The following is a 17923-nucleotide window of genomic DNA, read 5'->3' on the forward strand; positions in this document are numbered from 1 at the left end:
TATCCGATTCTTAGATATCAGAAAAGAGAGCTTCGATCAGAAGCCTTTCTTATAAAGGGAGCGTATCCTATGGGATTTTACAAGTTTTTGTTAACCAGAATAGTGACTTTTCTATTGGTCGTGTTAATCGGTATCACTACAGTGTTCTTCGTGCCGAGATTTATGCCGTCGGATCCGGTGGAAGCGATGATCGGACAAATGGTGTCCAAATCGGCTTTTATGGAGCCTGAAGCGGTTGTAACGCTGCGCAAATCGTTAAATGAATCGTTCGGGCTGGAAGGGAGTTTATGGGAGCAATATGTAGGATTTTTTAAGAGGGTCATCTTTACACAAGATTTTGGTCCATCGCTTGCCATGTACCCTACACCGGTTAATCAATTAATCGCGGACTCCTTGCCTTGGACGCTGGGGCTGCTGCTTACTTCAACAGTGATTGCCTGGCTGATTGGCAATGTAGTCGGTCTATTGGCAGGATTTCGAAAAGAAAAAGCATATTCCAAAATGCTGGAAGGGGTATCGATGGTTCTATACCCGATTCCTTATTACATCCTAGCATTGGTGTTGATTATGCTGTTTGCTTATATATATCCTATATTTCCTCTTTCCACGACGGTTAAGGGAGCAGGATTTACTTGGGAGCATATCCGAAGCTTGATCTACAACTCGCTGCTGCCGGCATGTTCTATGATTTTAATCGGAACGGGCTGGTGGGTCATTAGTATGAAAACGCTATCATCGGGCATCGCCGAAGAGGATTACGTTCATTTTGCCCGGCTGAAAGGGTTGAAGGAAGGAAAAATTATGACCAACTATGTGCTGCCTAATGCGGCATTGCCTCAGCTCACCATGCTGGCCTTACAGATTGGAACTATTTTCAACGGTGCCTTGATTACAGAAATTTTATTCGGATATCCCGGTGTCGGGATGCTGCTCTATGGGGGCATTTTGCAGGCGGATTACAATTTGATCATGGGGACCATTACCGTTTCCATCCTTTCAGTGGCGGCGGCGACATTTTTTATTGATTTATTGTATCCGTTTATAGACCCCCGGGTGCGTTACAAGTAGGAAGGAAAGAGGGAGGATCGGCATGGGGTATTGGAACACGCGGCTAAAGCTGGGAGTACTCATTTTGGGCATTTTCCTGATCCTGGGGTTTATTGTTCCGCTTTTTGATTCTGGCAACCCTGTAGAATGGGGGAAATATCCTAAGAACTTGAAGCCGGGATCGGCGCATTGGCTTGGCACAACGAACCTAGGGCAGGATACGTTTTGGCTAATTGCCAAGTCGATACAAAATTCATTTATTATCGGAATGATCGTCGCCTTTTTCGCAACATTAATCGGAGTGTTGTTTGGGCTTTGGGCCGGATTGAAAGGCGGATTTCTCGACAGATGCATCACCTTGATGACGGATTCCTTTATCGTTATCCCCTCCTTGCCGATTTTGATTTTACTCGGCAGCTTGTCCAAAGGTAAAGCGTCTTTAATGTACATTGCGCTTGTGCTCATTATCTTTAACTGGCCCTGGCCGGCCAGGCAAATCCGTGCGATGGCGTTATCGCTGAGAGAGCGTGAATTTATCGATACGGCGCGCTTTTCCGGAGAAGGCACGTTTAAAATTATAACGAAAGAAATTTTTCCCTTTGTAGCAGGCTGGTCGCTTGCTAACTTTATTAATACCGTACTGGTTGCCATTACAGCGGAGTCAGGACTTGCCATCATCGGAATGTCGAGCAATGAAAGCGCGACCTTAGGAACGATGATTTACTGGGCCAACCAACATCAGGCCATGCTGGCCGGACATTGGTGGTGGATCGGTGCGCCGGTTGTAGCGAAAACGTTCATCTTCATCGGTCTATTCTTGACTATGTCAGGATATCAAGAGTATTCCGCGTTAAGGAGGGGGAAGAAGCTTGCTGCAGCTAACTAATGTAAGCGCACAGTACAAGACGTTGACGGGAACCGTGAAAGCGGTGGAGCGTGTTGATTTTACCGTTGAAAAGAACGAAATTTTCGGAATAGCTGGAGAGTCGGGCTGCGGAAAGTCCACCTTACTGAAGGTCATGTATGATCTGATCAGCTACCCGCTCGAAATTTCGGAAGGCTCCGTTCAAATTCAAACCAAAGATAAACACGGATCTACGGTAACTTTGCCCAATGGGAAAATCCATGAGAGCTGGTGGAAAGTGATTTCTTATGTCCCGCAGGGTGCGATGCATGTCATGAATCCAGTGATAAGAATCCGCAACCAATTTTTTGACGCCATCAGCAAATATCATGATAAAACAGACAAGAAAGCATTGGAGCAGGAAATCATCCGGTATTTAAAAGAACTGGAGCTGCCCCCCGAAGTGCTGAAAGCTTATCCGCATCAGCTGAGCGGAGGCATGAGACAGCGGGTCCTCATAGCGCTCGCCACATTCCTGAATCCGGAAATTGTATTGGCGGACGAACCGACAACCGCTCTCGATGTTGTTGTGCAAAGGGGCATATTAACGATGCTGTCCAGGGTGCAGAAAAAGATGAAAAACTCGATGGTCATCGTTTCGCATGATATGGGAGTTCATTATCAAATTACGAACCGATTGGGCATCATGTATGCCGGACAGATGATCGAAATCGGCCCGACCGAGCAAATTTTCAATAATCCTAAACATCCATACACCAAGATGCTCATAAATGCCCTACCCAGGGTAGGGGATAACAGCCAGAAGGAAGGCATTCCCGGTACTCCGCCCAGCTTGAGGAATCCTCCCGCCGGCTGCCGGTTTGCCGCAAGATGTCCGCTTGCTGAAGAACGTTGCCGGACGCATGAACCGGTTCCCGTATCTGTGGGACAGAGACATGTTGCCAGCTGCCACTTGCTCTAGTAAGTCAACCGGAAAGGAAGTAAAATATGGCGCATCCTATACTTGAGATTAATAATGTTTCGCGGAATTTTAAAATAGGCGGTATGCTGCTCGGAACCAAAATTAAAGCAATCGATGAGGTCAGTCTTACCTTGCCGGGCGACAAGCCTCAGATCATGAGTATCGTAGGAGAATCCGGTTGCGGCAAAACGACGTTGGCGAAGATGATCCTCCGCTTGCTGGAACCGTCATCGGGCGACATCATGATTGAAGGCGTTCCATTATCTTATTACAGTAAGCGGAAAACCAGGAAAGAGTTTTTTAAAAAAGTACAACCGATCTTTCAAAATCCGTTTACTTCTTTTAGCATGAGGAAGACGGTAGACACCTATTTGTTTGAAACGGCGTTGAACCTGGATGTGGCCCAAACGAGAAAGGACGCAAGAGCTGTAGTCGCCGATGTCTTGAAATCGGTCGGTCTTGAGATCGATCAAGTGCTGGGCAAATACCCGAATCAATTCTCCGGCGGTGAATTACAGCGGATATCCATTTCGCGGGCTCTTATCTCAAGACCACGGTTAATAGTGGCGGATGAGCCGGTAGCTATGATCGATGCATCCCTTAGAATGAACATTGTTAATTTATTTAAAAAGCTAAAGGATGAATATAATGTAAATTTCATTTATATTACTCATGACCTATCTACTGCTTATTATGTTAGCGACTATATTGCCACTATGTATCGAGGCAATTTAATTGAGTTTGGAAACGCCAAACATATATTGACCCAGCCTGCGCATCCATACACAGAGCTGCTGCTGGATTCGATTCCTAAAGTGGGGGAAAAGTGGGAGGAAGATATGACTCTACCTGACTTGGAAACGAAAGAGTATGGCTTGAGCGGGTGCAAGTTTGCAGCACGCTGCCCTTATGTTAAAGAAGTATGCCGCAGCACCGTTCCTGAGATGGTCCCCATCCATCAAGAGCACTCGGTTCTATGCTTGAAACACAATGATTACCAAACAGGCAATCCTAAGCCTCTCGACAGGAGCGGCTTGGATTCGAATAATCAATTAAGCGTTTAGAGAATTTTACAAAAGAAGGGATGAAAACTATGTCAGGATTTGACGGGTTAGGAATGGGTCTAGGAAACTTATCAAGATTATCTAAAGCGAAAACACGCTCCATCAGTGCTGAAAACTTTACCGGAGAAAAAGGAAAAGGCGGAATGGCCACAGAGGGAACAGGCGCCGCATGCGCGGTCGATTTGGGGCAGGGATGGAAAATTTCCCCTTCCGTCGTCATCTCAGGGAAATCCGTCTTTACAATGGCCGATATTGCAGGACCTGGCGTGATTCAACACATATGGCTGACCTGCAACCCGAAGGTTTGGCGGTACTTTATTTTTAATATTTATTGGGATAATGAGGACGAACCTTCGGTAAGAGTACCGGTCGGGGACTTTTTCTGTAATGGCTGGTGTGAGCGAAGCAACGTCAATTCGTATCCGGTAGCGGTCAATCCGGCAGGAGGCTTTAACAGCTACTGGGAAATGCCCTTCCGTAAATCCGCCAAAATTACGATGGAAAATATATCGGATGAGGATGCCGTACTTTATTATCAAGTTGATTATGCTTTAACCGATGTCCCGGATGATGCAGCTTATTTCCATGCGCAGTACCGCCGCAGTAACCCACTCGCATACAAGGAAGTACATACCATCTTAGAAGGTGTAAAAGGACAAGGACATTACGTGGGTACTTATTTGGCCTGGCAGGTGAACAACAACAAATGGTTCGGAGAAGGAGAAATTAAGTTTTATATGGATGGGGATAAAGAATTTCCGACGATATGCGGCACAGGAACGGAAGATTATTTTGGAGGGGCATGGAACTGGGATCAGAACGGACAATATGTCACGTATTCCACTGCATTCTTAGGTATGCACCAAGTCATTAAACCGGATGGCTTATATCAGGCGAATCAAAGGTTCGGGATGTACCGTTGGCATATCATGGATCCGATTCGCTTCGAAGAGGATTTGAGTGTAACGATACAAGCATTGGGGTGGCGCTCAGGGAGAAGATATCTTCCGTTAAAAGACGATATTGCTTCTGTTGCGTTTTGGTATCAGTCTGAGCCGCATCAATCCCATCCGGAACTGCCATGTAAGGATGATTTGGAAGTTATTTAAGTAACCGCTAACGGAATGAAAAACCGATTTTAACCAAAAAGGAGACGAAACAATGAACTCACTCCATAACATTTTTCAGATCAAAGATAATTTGAGAACGAAGCGGATTTCCAGCTATGATAAAACCGGCAATAATCGTGACTGCATTCGCATCCAAGGAGGGGAAACTTCAGAAATCGCCGTCATAGAAGGCGCGGGAATCATTAGGCATATTTGGATAACGCTTAAAACAGCAGACCCGTTCATTCGCAGAAACGCCATTATCCGTATGTATTGGGACGGGGAGACGCATCCAAGCGTAGAAGCTCCTCTCGGGGATTTCTTTGGCCAAGGTTGGGGTGAGGAGTATAATTTCATCTCTCTCCCATTGGCTGCAGCGCCGATGAAGGGCAGGGCGTTAAACTCCTACTTCCCGATGCCTTTTGGCGATGGGGCCAAAATCACGATTGAAAATCAGTCTGATTCGGATATCGAGAGTTTTTATTTCTACGTGGACTACGAAGTCCACCCTACTATTTCCAAGTCTTCCGGCCGTTTCCACGCCTGGTGGAACAGGGAGTTGACGGAAGTCCACCCTGAGGAGGGAGAAACAGAATGGGGTATTGTAGCTGCGCAAGGAGAGAACAAGACGGATGCACATAATTACCTTTTTGCCGACATTGAAGGAAAAGGACATTTTATCGGCATCAACTATTTTGTCGATAGCCCCGGCCCCATGTGGTATGGCGAAGGGGACGACATGTGGATGGTGGACGGTGAACCGTGGCCAGGATCTTTACATGGCACAGGGACCGAGGATTTCTTCAATAGCTCGTGGTGTCCCAACGAAATTTATCTTCATCCGTATTTCGGCTACGCGCGTATTCCCGACAAATTGGGTTGGATGGGCCGCACACATTGCTATCGATTCTTTCTTGAGGATCCGATTTATTTCGATAAATCGCTTCGCGCCAGCATAGAGCATGGCCATGATAACGCACTAACTCTTGATTTAAGTACGGTGGCATATTGGTATCAAACGGAGCCGCATAAAATTTATCCGCCTCTGCCGGGTAGGGGGCTGCGACAGAACATGCCGGAGGTCACAGTTCGGGATGTTCATATGTGGCGCCATGAATGGAGAAAGGCGATGGGCGGGGGCAAAACGCTTTGGGGAAATGAGCGTAAATAGTAAAAGAAAACAAACAAGCTTTCAGTAGTATTCCACTAAAATTCAATTCATTTTGGGATCCCTAGGAACGAATATACCAACACAGCTGAAACATCTTGTTTATGTCCTTTAATCGTAACTTTACTTGACATGCAAATTAACAAAACCGTGGAAATTGCTGTCGGACGACACAACTCTAATCTTTTCCTTAAGAACAACTTTTTGCTCATAATGCCAATTTGGTTACGCAATTCTGCCCGTTTAATAACGTTTTCCACTTTTAGTCTACGAAGTTATACGGGTATCTAGATTATTCGGTTAAATCAGCCATTGTAGGACCACTGGTAGTCAGCGTATCCGTATAGCAAAATGATTTAAGGAAGCATCCGAATGAAAAGTTATCTGGCGATGTAACTAAACTAATGCAGAACTATAGCTTAATAAACAACTAAGACGCGGCTGCCGGCATGGTTCGGCAGCCGCGTTGCTGATCGAGCAGCTCGACTTGTTCACTCAGAAAATCAATGTGAGTTAAAATGGTTTTGATCATCAGACGCTGGTGAGAGTTTACATAGCCTTGAAGAGCCAGTTCGAGTTCCTTTTTTCGCTTCAGGGTGCGTCTAGCGAAGCTCGCAAGTTTTTCGGGATCATCTTCACCGTCTGCAATGGCACGCAGCATGTCACGAGATGAAAGCCCCATAATGTCAGAGACAACAGAGCCTAGCTTATATTCGCTCCTTCTAACACTTTCTGAATGCGATTGTGTTGTCTAGATCTCTCTTCGATAATGCTGCGGCGATATCGAACAAGTTCTCGTAGTTCCCGTTGATTACGGTTTGGAATGAAGCTCGCTCTAAGTAGTCCATGACGAAGAAGCTTGGCGATCCATTCCGAATCCTTAACATCAGTCTTACGTCCAGGCAATGCCTTCATATGCTGAGCATTCACCACTAAAAATTCAATGCCTTCAGTTTCAAGTAGGTTAACAATAGGCTTCCAAAATACGCCTGTACTTTCCATAGCAACGTGAGAACATTCGTGTTGTTTAATCCAATCAATGAGTTGTAATAGATGTACTGTTTTCGTTGAGAACGTTTGAATCTCCTTTCCCTTGGATGTTAGAATGCATGCTGTAATATTATCCTTATGGATGTCCATACCGCATGCTCGTTCAATGACAACTTCCACCTTAAATCTGCCCTCTCTGTGGCTAAATTAGGTAAGAGGCTGGTGCAACAATCAGAGTAGGATTAATCTCCCATGAGTGCTTCCCGTAAGGGAGCGACAATCTGTGATGCACCGTGATCGTTGGAGTCAGACTAACGGTTGGGCTCTAAGGCACCATAGCTCATCGACCTTCCTCTCCCAGCCATGGTAGAAGTATTGACAGATTCCTCGTTCCATTTTCATCATCTGTGGTGCGGCGCTTGCGCTGCATGTACGGCTAACGGGTACGATATTTTAGCAATTTATACGAAGAGCAATGACAGATTGGTACAGTAATAATTATTAAAATTGGATCTTATACTGGTCCACTCTTTTGCTTATTATTTGTTTAAACAAAAAAGATCAATATTTGACGAACAGAAAAACATTTAGCCAGGTTTTATAGGAAATAATATAAGTGTAGCCAGATATGCAATAAAATGGGCTTTATAAGAAAACCTCTATCGAGGCATTTCCAAGATGAGCGACCGCAATTTAAATGTAGGTTTTCTTGCAATGATAGAAAGCTTCAGCTCCGCTGAAAACTTATACTTTCATCATTATAAAAAAGAGATGGCGCTTTTTTAACCTATGCGGCAAGAAGTCGTTCAGAAAAATCTCTATGGAAAGAATATTTCTGGTCGAGAAGTTTCTGTCCGCTAACAACAGGCGGTGCGCCGATGGAAGTGGTCAGACGTTATATCGAAAGTCAAGGTGAGAAGATATGAAACAGCTCTCCAAGCAGATAGCCAATGCCTGTACAGCGGTTGCCATTGAAGACTTAAATATGCGGGGGATGGCACAGGGACTTAAACTGGCAAAATCCACGAATGACAATGGATTCGGTATGCTGAAAACGTTCCTGTCGTACAAACTAGCCGAACAAGGAAAGTCATTAGTCGTCATTGATAGATGGTTTCCATCCAGTAAACTTTGTCGCTTTTGTAAAACAGTCCAAAGCGAACTGGCATTGTCAGCCAGGGTTTGGAACTGTTCTTGCGGTGCTGTGTTGGATCGAGATATCAATGCTGCGATCAATATCAAAAATGAAGGTTGCCGAATGCTTGGTGTAGCTTAGTCATTATGCTGAAAACACTTTTGAATTTTTAATGTTTGAGAGGAGAAAATCATATGTATATACCTACACATTTTAAAATTACGGATATATCAACTGCCTACAAGATTATAAGAGAAAATAGTTTTGCTACTTTGTTTTCTCAACATGATGGGACACCATATGCTACCCATTTGCCTTTAATTCTCGATACAAATCATATGTACCTATACGGGCATTTTGCTCGTCCAAATCCTCAATGGAATGATATTAGGAATCAAACTGTGTTAGCAGTATTTCATGGTCCTCATTGTTATATCTCTCCTTCTTGGTATGAGACGAATAAGGCAGTTCCAACATGGAACTATGTGACCGTTCACGTATACGGGGAAGTCGAACTTATAGATGACGAAAATGAGTTAATGGTTTCATTAAATGATATGGTATCGAAGTACGAAACCCCTAATAGTTCCTACAGGTTGCAGGATGTAGACCCCGACTTTCTAAGTGGTATGAATAAAGGAGTTCAAGGCTTTAAAATGAAAATTAACAGAATAGAAGGGAAAGCAAAGTTAAGCCAAAATCATTCAATACAACGACAGGAATTGATTATTCAACAGCTAGAGAAGATCAAAAATACAGACGAGCAAAAAATCTCCACTCTCATGAAACAAAATCTTGGGTCATTCAGCTAATTAATTTGCCCTCGCGGGGCAGGAGGATCATCTTACGTTTAGTCTTTGGTCATATTTTTCCTTCAGACGCTTTGTATATCCTGGTTTCGAAAGCTTCCCCAAAAAAGTTTAAAGAATCATGTCACAGATCCGCTATATCCTCCATCTTAGTTTATGAAAGACTAAACAGCGAAGGAAGGTATGGAGGATGAAACAGTTTGATGCGGCAATCGTTGGTGGAGGCATTGCGGGTTTGGTGGCAGCGATTGATTTGGCCCAGGCAGGTAAGTCTGTTGTCCTTTTCGAGAGGGCCAGAGAGCTTGGCGGTCGGGCAATATCTGTCAAGAAAAACGGGGCTATCTTCGATCTTGGCTCGCATGCAATAATCAAGGGAGGGGCATTGCATGAAATCTTTCAAGATTTAGGTATAAGAATGGAAGGAGGATCTCCCGGAACTAACGTATCGTTTCTATGGAACAATAAGGTAACCCATATGTTTAAGTTTTTACTCTCTCAAAACCTGAGCTGGTCAGGTAAGATGGAGTTTATAAAGTTTTTTAAAACGTTGACAAAATTCGATGTCGATTCAGTGCCGGCAATCAGTCTGCGGAGTTGGGTTGAACAAAAATTTAGCGATCCGATGACTCGTCATATCATTTATGCAATGTTAAGGACAAATTCGTACGCACAAGCCATAGATCACCAATTGGCTGGCCCCGCCCTACGTTCTATAGCACGCACGACCCAAAAGAATAGCATTATCTATATTCAAGACGGCTGGCAAACTTTAGTTGATCAGCTTTACGACAAAGCAGTTCGGTCAGGCGTCTCCATGATCACAGGAAAAAACGTAACGGAAATCGAGCATGATGGGATCGTTCGTAAAATAAAGTTTGCTGACGGCCAGGAGATGGACGTCACGCATGTGATTTCCGCCACCCCACCTGCAGTAACCTCACGGCTCTTGGGAGATGCGGCTTGCAATTCGGTTTTACGCTGGAAGGAACAAGCTCGTGTCATTGGGGCGGCAAGTTTGACTCTTTCTTTGAAGCGGCTTTCAGCACCAGATCATTTTGCCGTTTTGGGTCTTGATCAACCCGTGTACTTCATTAATCAATCGAAATTTACTCGACTTAGTGAAGATGGCACTTCGGTGGTGAACATTACGAAAAGTAATGGCACTGGCGGAACGGATGCAAAAGCTGACGAACGATTCCTCGAACGGACGCTGGACTTGATCCAACCGGGCTGGCGGAAGGAAGTCGTCGCCAGGCAGTACCTCCCCAATATTGCGGTAGCCTACGACTTTATGAACTTAGGCAGGGAAGATCGATTTCCGGGCCCAGCCGTACCCGAAATTGCAGGGCTTTACGTGGCGGGAGAGTGGGCCACCCATGGAGAAAATTTGGCAGATGCTGCGGCGGCAAGCGGAAGACGTGCGGCGCGGCGCGTGTTAAAGGATATGGAGGCAGTCCGTAAGTCTGGGCGGGAAACCATTGTGGTGTGAGTAACAGGAAGAAAGCGGGTGTCTGTCATCTTGGAAAACATCGAAACAGAACAATTATATACCGAGTACAAACCGCTATTGTTCTCCCTTGCTTACCGTATGCTGGGCAGTGTCATGGATGCGGAAGATATTGTCCAGGAAGTCTTTTTAACCTTATATAAATCCGGTTCTGACCACATTCAAAATATGAAAGCATACATGTGCAAAATCGTAACGAACCGCTGTCTCGAACTGCTTCGTTCTACGAGCAAACAGCGGGAAGTCTACGTCGGGACCTGGCTGCCTGAACCGCTCGTGACAACAGCAAGTGATGAAACGGATCCGATGCAATCATACTTGCAGAAGGAATCGGTATCGACCGCTTTCTTGCTGTTGTTGCAGCAATTATCTTATGTGGAGCGAGCCGTATTCTTGCTGCGCGAGGCGATGCAGTACGATTATGATGAAATTGCCGACATGGTTGGGAAGAGCAGTGCGAACTGCCGGCAAATATTTCATCGAGCTAAACGCAGTCTTAGTGTAAAGTATGTTCCAGATAAATTGGACCACGTAGATCGGGGGCAAACCGCCAACTTGGTGGAGCAATTTATGTATGCTCTTACTTCAGGTGACGCGGCCCAAATCATGAAATTCCTATCGACTGACGCGGTACTTTTCACAGACGGGGGCGGCAAAGTAAAGGCACTTGCGCAACCCCTTCATGGGCACATTCGAATTTCCCACAGTGTATCGAGTTTTTTGAAAAAATGGCCTGGAAGCTTAACTTGCCGTATCGCCATGGTTAATGGCCTGCCTGGAATCGTCGTATATATGGATGAAAAAACGTGGTCTGTCATTTCATTCAAGGTTCTGGATGGCCGCATCGTTAATCTCTATTTTGTTGCTAACCCGGATAAATTGACACATATCAAAACCTTGGATTTGAGTATTGTGGGCTATCCGGAACCTCATGGACCATGAAGATAGATCTCACTGTTAGTTGAAGTCCCTCGATATGATTCGGTTTTCCTTACTCAAAGGGCATGCAGGAACAGCGGTGAGGTATGAATCACCCAATTTGTTTCATATCCTGCACGTCTCCATGTTGCTCCGTCATACAAAGAAACTTTTCACTTACCAAATTCGTCCTATGTTTATCGGTAAATAAACGAGGAGGAATTTTTCAATGTTATTTTCAAAACGGTTCAAATTCATAACGGCCGCAGCTGTACTCTTGGGCGGAATCGCGGCCATGTCGACAGCGAACGCCGTAACTTCGCTCAAATTATTCGTTAACGGTAAGGAGCTGGTCATGGCGGTGCCTGCCGAAATGAAAGACGGGACCGCAACAGCGCCCATCAGGGCGGTCGCGGAAGCGCTTGGTGCCAGCGTACGCTGGGATGCGAAAGGCAACAGCGTATCCATTGAGTCGAAATCGCCGGTCAGCAAAGAGCAGGTGGCGGGATGGATTACGGCACAAGGCAAGGAGAACAATTATTACTTGGATGGTCTTGCGTATCAGCTTGTCGATTTGGATGGTGATAACGAGCTCGAAGTCGTGGCTGCGATTGACGGGGCGGTGCATTTGGGCAACTTTTTCATTTTCCGTAAGGAACTAGACGGCAGCTACAGGCTGATTCAAGAGAAGCGCTGGAAAGTCGAAAATGTGAAGCCGAACGATCCCATCGATTTTTCAGGAAAAAAAATGTTTGAAACGATAGAGCATACGGGCGGCACCGGGCTTGCCGTTGACATCGCTCACCTGTGGTATCTGGAAAACGGAAGCATGGTAGAAGCATGGACGGGCACGCTAAAGGAAATGAATGCCATGCAAAGGGACAATTATTATTTGACCGTAGGGGGATATCGGCTCGCGGAAGAGACCGGTTCGCTTTACGCCTGGGAATCAAAGTACAAGTTGGATATTGAAGGCAACAGAACGACAGGAGAACCGGTCACCGCTGTAAAAAGCTTTACATTCGACGGAACCGGGTTTGTCGAGGTCGAATAATTGTATTTAATTCACATGAATCGGATAACAGCTGTGCCGCTGCGGCGAGCTGGCATCCAAACGATTTTGCAGGAAGCCTTGCTACGCCAAAAGAGAACGATTGCTTTGGGATTCTAAATAATCAATATGTTTTTTTACTTCAATCCAGTTTGAAGCGCGATACACCAAGTCATTAGTAACGGACAAATTATATGGCTGTTCATATAAAATTACAGGTCTATTTGCAAGAGCAAACTCCTCGGCGTAGTGAGGACCGTCATCTATCAGCACATCTACATTTAAGTTTATGCATTCTTGGAGCTTGTTTTCAATAAGTGAAATATTGTGATAATTAATATTGTAAAGTTTAAGCCATTCAACGGTAACATCGCGGAAAAGCAATGGCCGGGCAGTAATAATTGATATTCGATGATGGTTATATAGCTGCTGTAATATTTCGACCGCCATCGGTAGAGGTGATGAGTTCCAATGAATATCATGCCCATATTTATGATAAACGGCAGCTCGTTCTGTTTCATCCCACCCATACAAACGGTATAAATAAAAATCATTCACATCGTCAGGTGTAAGCGATAATCCGGACACTTTATTATAATATTGCAAATGAGTGGAAGTGGCATCAAGAACGGTGTTGTCTAAATCTACTCCGATATGCAACAGCTATCAGCTCCCAGTAAAAATCAGTACCTTTTCCGTAAACCCATTATACCATATGTTGGATTCGGTTTACCCGGACAATCGACCGCTGCGTTCGCGGCGGAGACGAATCCACGCTTCGATGAAGAGCAAATTCGGAATCCAGGATAGCCAGGCGACAACTTGGTAAGCTTGAACAAAGCTGCCCTGATAAATGACAAGCAGCACGGGCAGCCACAGCCTCAGCGTGACAGCCGCGAACGTAAGCGCATAGCTGCGCAGCATCCATTCCTTGTGGGCATGGGCATGATCGCCTGCAATTTTGAATACGCCGATCCACGTGGCGCCAACCCAAAGCACGTCCAGCAGCAGGAAACCAAGCCCTGAAACCCACCCGCCCGTCGCATACAGGGACAAATAAAGATTGACGAGCCCGCTGACGGTAACCGACCCGACATAGATGTAGCCAAGCAATCGATGGCGACGCAGCCGCCTGGTGCTTCTCGGTTTCAAAAACAGCTGGAACGGACCGATTGCGAGCGCCAATACAGCCGTTGTGATATGGGTATAAAGGACATAGACCCACGGCTCCAGACGGAAATCCGGATTCCTCAGCTTGATCGAAACGAGCCCGGCTTTGCGGGGGTCGAACAAGCCGTACTGAATCACTGCGTAAGCGCTTATCGCTAAGGCCAATACAAGAACGAGCGCTCTTATCGTGCTCTTGCCCATCGATGGTCCCTCCTCATTGTTTTTCTTATTAAGACGATATATGGGCTTTGCATCCCTTCAAAACGGATGGAGGGACGCTAATAAATATAAACCGCTTTCGCGGCAGCGTATGGCCTGAGCCGAACAAAAAAAACGGCAGCCCGGACCGTTTCGGTTCAGGCTGCAGATATGAACGTAATAATGTTGGTCGAACAGGCAAAGGTTGCTAGCACTCCGCGCCGGTCATTTCGTTAGTGAACAGCTTCTTGTACTCCTGCGGCGTCAGCTTCCTCGCCGATTCGGGAGCGTAGTGGATTTGCAGCGCGCGGCGGCGCTTTGTCGATAAATTCGGCGGCGTCCCGTGATGCAGCAGGCCGGAGAAGATAAGGGCGCCGCCCGGCTTCAGCGGAACCGCGACATCGCGCTCGACCTGCACGCTCAGGTCGCATAGCTGCCAGTCGCGCACGGCGTAATGCGGGATCGCGCCGTCCCGGTGCGAGTAGGGGATGACGTGCATGCAGCCGTTATCCAATTCGGCAGGATCCAGGGCGATCCAGATGCCGATCACCGATTTGTCGAAAGCGAGCGGGCCGTAAGCCATATCCTGATGCCAAGGTTTCTCGGCACCGCCTGTAGGCGGTTTCAGAAGGGCCTGATCCTGCACGACCTTGGCGCCTTCGCCGAACAGCTTTTCCATTACTCCCATAATGCCGGCCTGATAAGCAATTTGTCTGAGCCGCGGCTCGTGGTCGACGTAATCATGCACCTTGCGGGCGGCCAGCTCCCGTTCTTCCTCTGTTCGAAGCTCGGATTTCGGCTTTACGTACTGCACCTTCGAGCCTAGCGACCTGTCGAAAAGGATGTCCATCAACGCCTCGATGGAATCGCTGATTTCCTGCCCGTTCAACACTTCGTCAATAACCAGATAGCCGCGTTCCCAAAATCGCTTGACCTGATGCTCGGTTAATTGTTCGGCCGTCCGGATGCGGTCCGATTCGACGTTATCGTAGCGGTACAGCGTTTGGGCGATCGTGAGGGCCAACTGCTGCTCTTCCTGATTTTCGTATGAATACAGCGTGCGAGCGTCTTTATTGTTCTCCATGTTCTGCTTCCTCCTTTGGCTTCCGTCTGATTTCATCTTACCGGATGAAACGGGGCCGCGGAATGAAGGCAGCGTGCGTTTTTTTATACTTAAGCCGATAAAGGGCTATTATTCGTATCTAATCGGAGCCGGCGGAATGGCCGGAATCGCCGCTTGTGTCGCGGCCGTGGGCGCGCGATGGCTCCGAGCCCCATTTGTACTTGGACGGCGGCGCGCCGTAGCGCTCCTTGAACTGCTTGCTGAACAAATACACGTTGGCGTAGCCCAGCGCCTCGGCCACCTGCGAAACGTTCATCGTCGTTTCCATCAGCAGATGAAGCGCCCGTTCCAACCGCACATCGGTCATATATTGCTTGATCGACGTGCCGGTATGTTTTTTGAACAGCGTGCTGACATATTCGGCCGACAGCTGCACATGGGCGGCTATTTCCCGGTGGGCGATTCTTCTGCCGGGATGCTCCCGGATATATCCGATAACCCGCGCGATGACCTGCTTCTGCTTATCGGCCGAGGAGGCATGCTCCTCCCGCTGCCAGCGGTACAAATGAAGCAAAATTTGCATCATGGCCAGCCGATACTCGACATCGTCCCAGGAGCTTTCCGGTTTCGTGATTTGCAGCAGCCGGTTCAGCATCGTCTCGATAAACAGCGTGTCGCCGACCCGGGTATGTCGATCAGGCAGCAAAGAACCGTCAAAAAGCTGCCCCGTCCCCGAATCGGTCATCGTAAAATGAATGAAAATAACGGTCAGCCGGTCATGCGGGTCCTGCGTCGCTTCGGGCCTGTCACCGGGCCGGATGAGAAAGCAGCTACCCTTACGGATCGGGTATGCCGTCCCGTTAATGTTCATCATGCCTTTGCCGGCAACTGCATACCATAAATCGTAATCGCGCAGCGGCTGATGCGGGCGCCAGTGCCATGCCGGCTCGCAGCGCGCTTTGCCTGCATTCGGGCTGCGTTCGAAGCGGGCCGTCAGTAGCGGAAACGGCTCCGCCATAGGCTTGCTCATCGACAACACCTCCTGATCATGGAGATAAGCTAATGCATCGTCCCAGGATAAACAGCCTCGCCGTCCAAGGGGACGTCGCGTTTGTCAAGTTGTACGAAGCGAAATATATAATTTATACTTTGCCTTCGCACAACCGAAAAAAAGTTCCGATCCATGTAACCAATTCCCCGCTTTTTACGTCAGAAGGTTTAGAGCATCCTGCTCCAAACAAGAACGGAGGGGTTAGACTTGGAGAGCAGCACCGTTTATTTCTCGGACCGTTTTTTCTCGGCCGGGTTGACCGATATTTTCGACGAACATAACAATAAAGTAGGCGAGCTTGATTTGTTAAGCATGTTTTCCGCCGGCATCCATGTGCTGGACGAGCGTGGCCGTGTGACCTGCAGCGGCAAGTTCCGCTTTTTCTCCAATGCGTGGATTGTGCAGAACGGGAACGGCGACGAGATCGGCGTACTGAAGGCGAAGCTGGCATTTTTTAAAAAGCACTATGCATATTCCGGACGGTACGGCGAGCTGCGGATTGAAGCTCCCGCTTTTTCCAGGTCGTATACCGTGACATCGGCCCGCGGCGAGCTGGTGGCGGAGTTCGCCAAAACCGACGGGTTGTTTTCTCCCGGGGCATTCGCCTTGACGAATTATTCCCCGATTCCGGTCAATGAACTGATCCTCGTTGTCATGGGCGTCCACGCGATTCAAAAAAGGCATAACCAATCGGCCGCCACTTAACATTAACTATACCATAACGGCTCTCCGCTTGGATGGAACCCCGTCCTGGCATTGGCAAAAAAGTGCATGGATGCGGACGGATTGGGAAATTCTATAACCGAAACGTCGAACAAGCGGGGTGCCCAATTCATGCCAACAGTTGTTTTGAACGGAACGCGGATTCATTATGAGACTGCGGGAAGCGGGGTGCCGATTGTGTGCATTCATCCGCCGATGCTGTCCGCCAACTGCTTCGATTATTTGAAGGAGCGGCTGTCCGATCAGTTCCAGATTATCGCCTTCGATATCCGGGGGCATGGAGTGAGCGGACGCTCCCGGCAAAAGCTGTCCTATCCGCTGATCGCCGGGGATATCCGCCAGCTGCTGGATGCGCTGCGCCTGCCGCAAGCGTATTTATGCGGCTATTCCACGGGCGGCGCGGTCGCTCTGCAGGCGATGCTGATGTACCCGGACCGCTTTTACGGCGCGATTCTGATCAGCACGATGTCGGAAACGAGCGACTGGATTAACCGCAGCCTGATCTGGACGGCGGTTCAGGTATCGCGGCTGCGCGCGAAACGGCTGCTGACGGCGGTTTTGTCTGCGGGCAATGCGGATGTGCTGCAAGCCTTCAAAAGCTTGTACCGCAGCGCCATCCGGGGCCATCTCCGCAACGGCCGCGAATATTTCGACTGCAGCCTGCATTATTCGTGCACGGCGCGGCTGCAAGAAATCAAGTCGCCGGTTCAGCTCATCTATGGGCAGAAGGACATATTTTTTCACAAGTATGCCCGCATTTTGCAGCGCGGACTGCCGCACAACACGCTGCAGTTTATTCCGAAGGGCAGACATCAGCTGCCGTTAAAAAATGCGGACGAGCTGTCCGGCCTGATCCGCAGCTGGCTGGAGCATACGGAGGCGGAGCGCGAACGGGAGCAGCGGGCCAAGAGAGACAGCGCTCGCGCTCTGGGTCAGGAACGCGAGTTTGCGTATGCTCACGAGCAAGAGCAAGAGCTGGCCCGCGTCTATGAGCGCGATGCGGTGCTGACCGGTTCGGCGCAAGCGGGAGAATCCGCAGCCGAACGCGAGGGCGAGCTTGATCGCGGGTAAGCACCCGGCCGCTCCGGTTGCCC

At 47.9% G+C, this 17923-nt stretch carries 17 protein-coding genes and 2 pseudogenes; 14 read left to right on the forward strand and 5 right to left on the reverse strand.

The annotated features are described in order from the left end of the window. Positions 1-69 precede the first annotated feature (69 nt). Genes E1757_RS25500 through E1757_RS25525 form a run of 6 tightly spaced genes read left to right on the forward strand, consistent with a single transcriptional unit; the run spans position 70 to position 6217 of the window. On the forward strand, positions 70-1068 hold the full coding sequence (locus E1757_RS25500; protein WP_133233509.1) for an ABC transporter permease: 999 nt from the start codon (positions 70-72) through the stop codon (positions 1066-1068). 22 nt (positions 1069-1090) lie between these two features. Next, entirely contained in the window at positions 1091-1933 is an 843-nt protein-coding gene (locus E1757_RS25505; RefSeq protein ID WP_133233511.1) for an ABC transporter permease, read from the forward strand. After that, positions 1917-2873: an ABC transporter ATP-binding protein gene (locus E1757_RS25510; protein WP_133233513.1), complete on the forward strand. Its 957-nt coding sequence runs from the start codon at positions 1917-1919 to the stop codon at positions 2871-2873. Before E1757_RS25505 ends, E1757_RS25510 begins: the two co-directional genes overlap by 17 nt. A 26-nt stretch (positions 2874-2899) precedes the next feature. Beyond that, positions 2900-3937 (forward strand): ABC transporter ATP-binding protein, encoded by a 1038-nt coding sequence (locus E1757_RS25515; protein ID WP_133233515.1) that lies wholly within the window; start codon positions 2900-2902, stop codon positions 3935-3937. Positions 3938-3966: 29 nt separating this feature from the next. Beyond that, the gene (locus E1757_RS25520; protein ID WP_133233517.1) at positions 3967-5046 is read left to right on the forward strand and encodes a glycoside hydrolase family 172 protein; all 1080 of its coding nucleotides are present in this window, start codon (positions 3967-3969) and stop codon (positions 5044-5046) included. 52 nt (positions 5047-5098) lie between these two features. Next, positions 5099-6217 (forward strand): glycoside hydrolase family 172 protein, encoded by a 1119-nt coding sequence (locus E1757_RS25525; RefSeq protein WP_133233519.1) that lies wholly within the window; start codon positions 5099-5101, stop codon positions 6215-6217. Between the two features lie 442 nt (positions 6218-6659). Here E1757_RS25525 and E1757_RS25530 read toward each other — a convergent pair. Further along, positions 6660-7384, reverse strand: a pseudogene (locus tag E1757_RS25530) (IS110 family RNA-guided transposase); the annotation flags it as partial. 629 nt (positions 7385-8013) lie between these two features. Here E1757_RS25530 and E1757_RS25535 point away from each other — a divergent pair. From E1757_RS25535 to E1757_RS25560, 6 genes and pseudogenes are all read left to right on the forward strand, one after another. Continuing rightward, positions 8014-8130: pseudogene (locus E1757_RS25535) on the forward strand (transposase); the annotation flags it as partial. Beyond that, positions 8127-8480: an RNA-guided endonuclease InsQ/TnpB family protein gene (locus tag E1757_RS25540; RefSeq protein ID WP_220446533.1), complete on the forward strand. Its 354-nt coding sequence runs from the start codon at positions 8127-8129 to the stop codon at positions 8478-8480. The pseudogene E1757_RS25535 and the gene E1757_RS25540, both read left to right, overlap by 4 nt. Before the next feature lie 53 nt (positions 8481-8533). Then, complete coding sequence (locus E1757_RS25545; RefSeq protein WP_133233521.1) at positions 8534-9151, forward strand: FMN-binding negative transcriptional regulator; 618 nt, start codon at positions 8534-8536, stop codon at positions 9149-9151. A 187-nt stretch (positions 9152-9338) separates the two neighbouring features. Next, the gene (locus tag E1757_RS25550; RefSeq protein ID WP_133233523.1) at positions 9339-10637 is read left to right on the forward strand and encodes a phytoene desaturase family protein; all 1299 of its coding nucleotides are present in this window, start codon (positions 9339-9341) and stop codon (positions 10635-10637) included. A 30-nt stretch (positions 10638-10667) separates the two neighbouring features. Further along, entirely contained in the window at positions 10668-11597 is a 930-nt protein-coding gene (locus E1757_RS25555) for an RNA polymerase sigma-70 factor (RefSeq protein ID WP_425464863.1), read from the forward strand. A 205-nt stretch (positions 11598-11802) separates the two neighbouring features. Beyond that, the gene (locus E1757_RS25560) at positions 11803-12627 is read left to right on the forward strand and encodes a stalk domain-containing protein (protein WP_133233525.1); all 825 of its coding nucleotides are present in this window, start codon (positions 11803-11805) and stop codon (positions 12625-12627) included. 81 nt (positions 12628-12708) lie between these two features. Here the strand turns inward: E1757_RS25560 and E1757_RS25565 are convergent, their stop codons facing one another. The 4 genes from E1757_RS25565 to E1757_RS25580 all read right to left on the reverse strand — a co-directional run bounded on the left by E1757_RS25565 (position 12709) and on the right by E1757_RS25580 (position 16085). Further along, the gene (locus E1757_RS25565) at positions 12709-13284 is read right to left on the reverse strand and encodes a 5' nucleotidase, NT5C type (protein WP_165972288.1); all 576 of its coding nucleotides are present in this window, start codon (positions 13282-13284) and stop codon (positions 12709-12711) included. Between the two features lie 69 nt (positions 13285-13353). Next, complete coding sequence (locus E1757_RS25570; protein ID WP_133233529.1) at positions 13354-13995, reverse strand: DUF2306 domain-containing protein; 642 nt, start codon at positions 13993-13995, stop codon at positions 13354-13356. 205 nt (positions 13996-14200) lie between these two features. Continuing rightward, positions 14201-15076, reverse strand: coding sequence for a phytanoyl-CoA dioxygenase family protein (locus E1757_RS25575; protein ID WP_165972289.1), 876 nt, complete (start codon positions 15074-15076; stop codon positions 14201-14203). 118 nt (positions 15077-15194) lie between these two features. Continuing rightward, the gene (locus E1757_RS25580) at positions 15195-16085 is read right to left on the reverse strand and encodes a helix-turn-helix transcriptional regulator (protein ID WP_133233533.1); all 891 of its coding nucleotides are present in this window, start codon (positions 16083-16085) and stop codon (positions 15195-15197) included. 228 nt (positions 16086-16313) lie between these two features. On the opposite strand from E1757_RS25580, the gene E1757_RS25585 reads away from it, so the two are divergent. Both E1757_RS25585 and E1757_RS25590 read left to right on the forward strand, forming a co-directional pair. Continuing rightward, a complete protein-coding gene (locus E1757_RS25585; RefSeq protein ID WP_133233535.1) occupies positions 16314-16811 on the forward strand; it encodes an LURP-one-related/scramblase family protein in 498 nt (165 codons plus the stop codon). Positions 16812-16940: 129 nt separating this feature from the next. Continuing rightward, a complete protein-coding gene (locus tag E1757_RS25590) occupies positions 16941-17900 on the forward strand; it encodes an alpha/beta fold hydrolase (protein ID WP_165972290.1) in 960 nt (319 codons plus the stop codon). Positions 17901-17923: the final 23 nt, after the last annotated feature.

Source organism: Paenibacillus piri (assembly GCF_004354045.1).
GTDB lineage: Bacteria > Bacillota > Bacilli > Paenibacillales > NBRC-103111 > Paenibacillus_S > Paenibacillus_S piri.